Consider the following 596-nt stretch of genomic DNA (forward strand, 5'->3'; position numbering starts at 1 on the left):
ACATGCGCAAGTCGATTGACGGGCTGAGGGCGCTGGTGCGCACGGCCTGGGGCGAGGACGTCTACGCGGGGCACCTCTTCGCCTTCGTCTCGCGCAAAGGCGACCGCATCAAGGTGCTGACGTGGAGTCGGGGTGGCTTCGTGCTGCTGTACAAGCGGCTGGAGACGGGCCGCTTCCGGCTGCCGCCGGTGGACGCGGGTGCGCAGGTGGTGACGCTGGACGCCACGCAGTTGGCGATGCTGCTGGACGGCATCGACGTGGCCCAGGTGAGGCGCCAGCCCGCCTGGACGCCTCCCGGGCGCACGGGCACCTGACGCACCCGGTCCGGGACGCCGAGCGGCGGTGGCGTGTTTGAGGCAGGGTGCCCCGTGAGCTGCCTCAGAATCACTTCTGCCCCTGGCGCGAGGAGGCGGAGGAACTCAAGGAGCGCCTGACGTCGCTGGAGGCGAAGATGGCGACGCTGGAGCGTCACGTCTTCGGCAAGAGGACGGAGAAGCTGCCGACGGTGGCGACGGAGCTGCGCAAGGACGCGGACTCGACGGCGGCCCGGGCCTAGGCCGCGAAAGAGAAGCGGCGCGAGCGGGCCGCCCGCAAGG

General features: G+C 71.0%; 2 protein-coding genes. Both read left to right on the plus strand.

Features of this window, described 5'->3' with window-relative positions; all coding sequences use genetic code 11:
* Window positions 1-314 (plus strand): IS66 family insertion sequence element accessory protein TnpB (gene tnpB / locus U8525_RS34405; RefSeq protein ID WP_374270962.1); only part of this gene is annotated, 314 nt, incomplete at its 5' end.
* Window positions 315-361: 47 nt separating this feature from the next.
* Window positions 362-556, plus strand: a complete 195-nt coding sequence (locus tag U8525_RS34410) for a hypothetical protein (protein ID WP_374270963.1) — start codon at window positions 362-364, stop codon at window positions 554-556.
* Window positions 557-596: the final 40 nt, after the last annotated feature.

This window comes from Corallococcus sp. RDP092CA (assembly GCF_041903675.1).
Classification (GTDB): Bacteria; Myxococcota; Myxococcia; order Myxococcales; family Myxococcaceae; genus Corallococcus.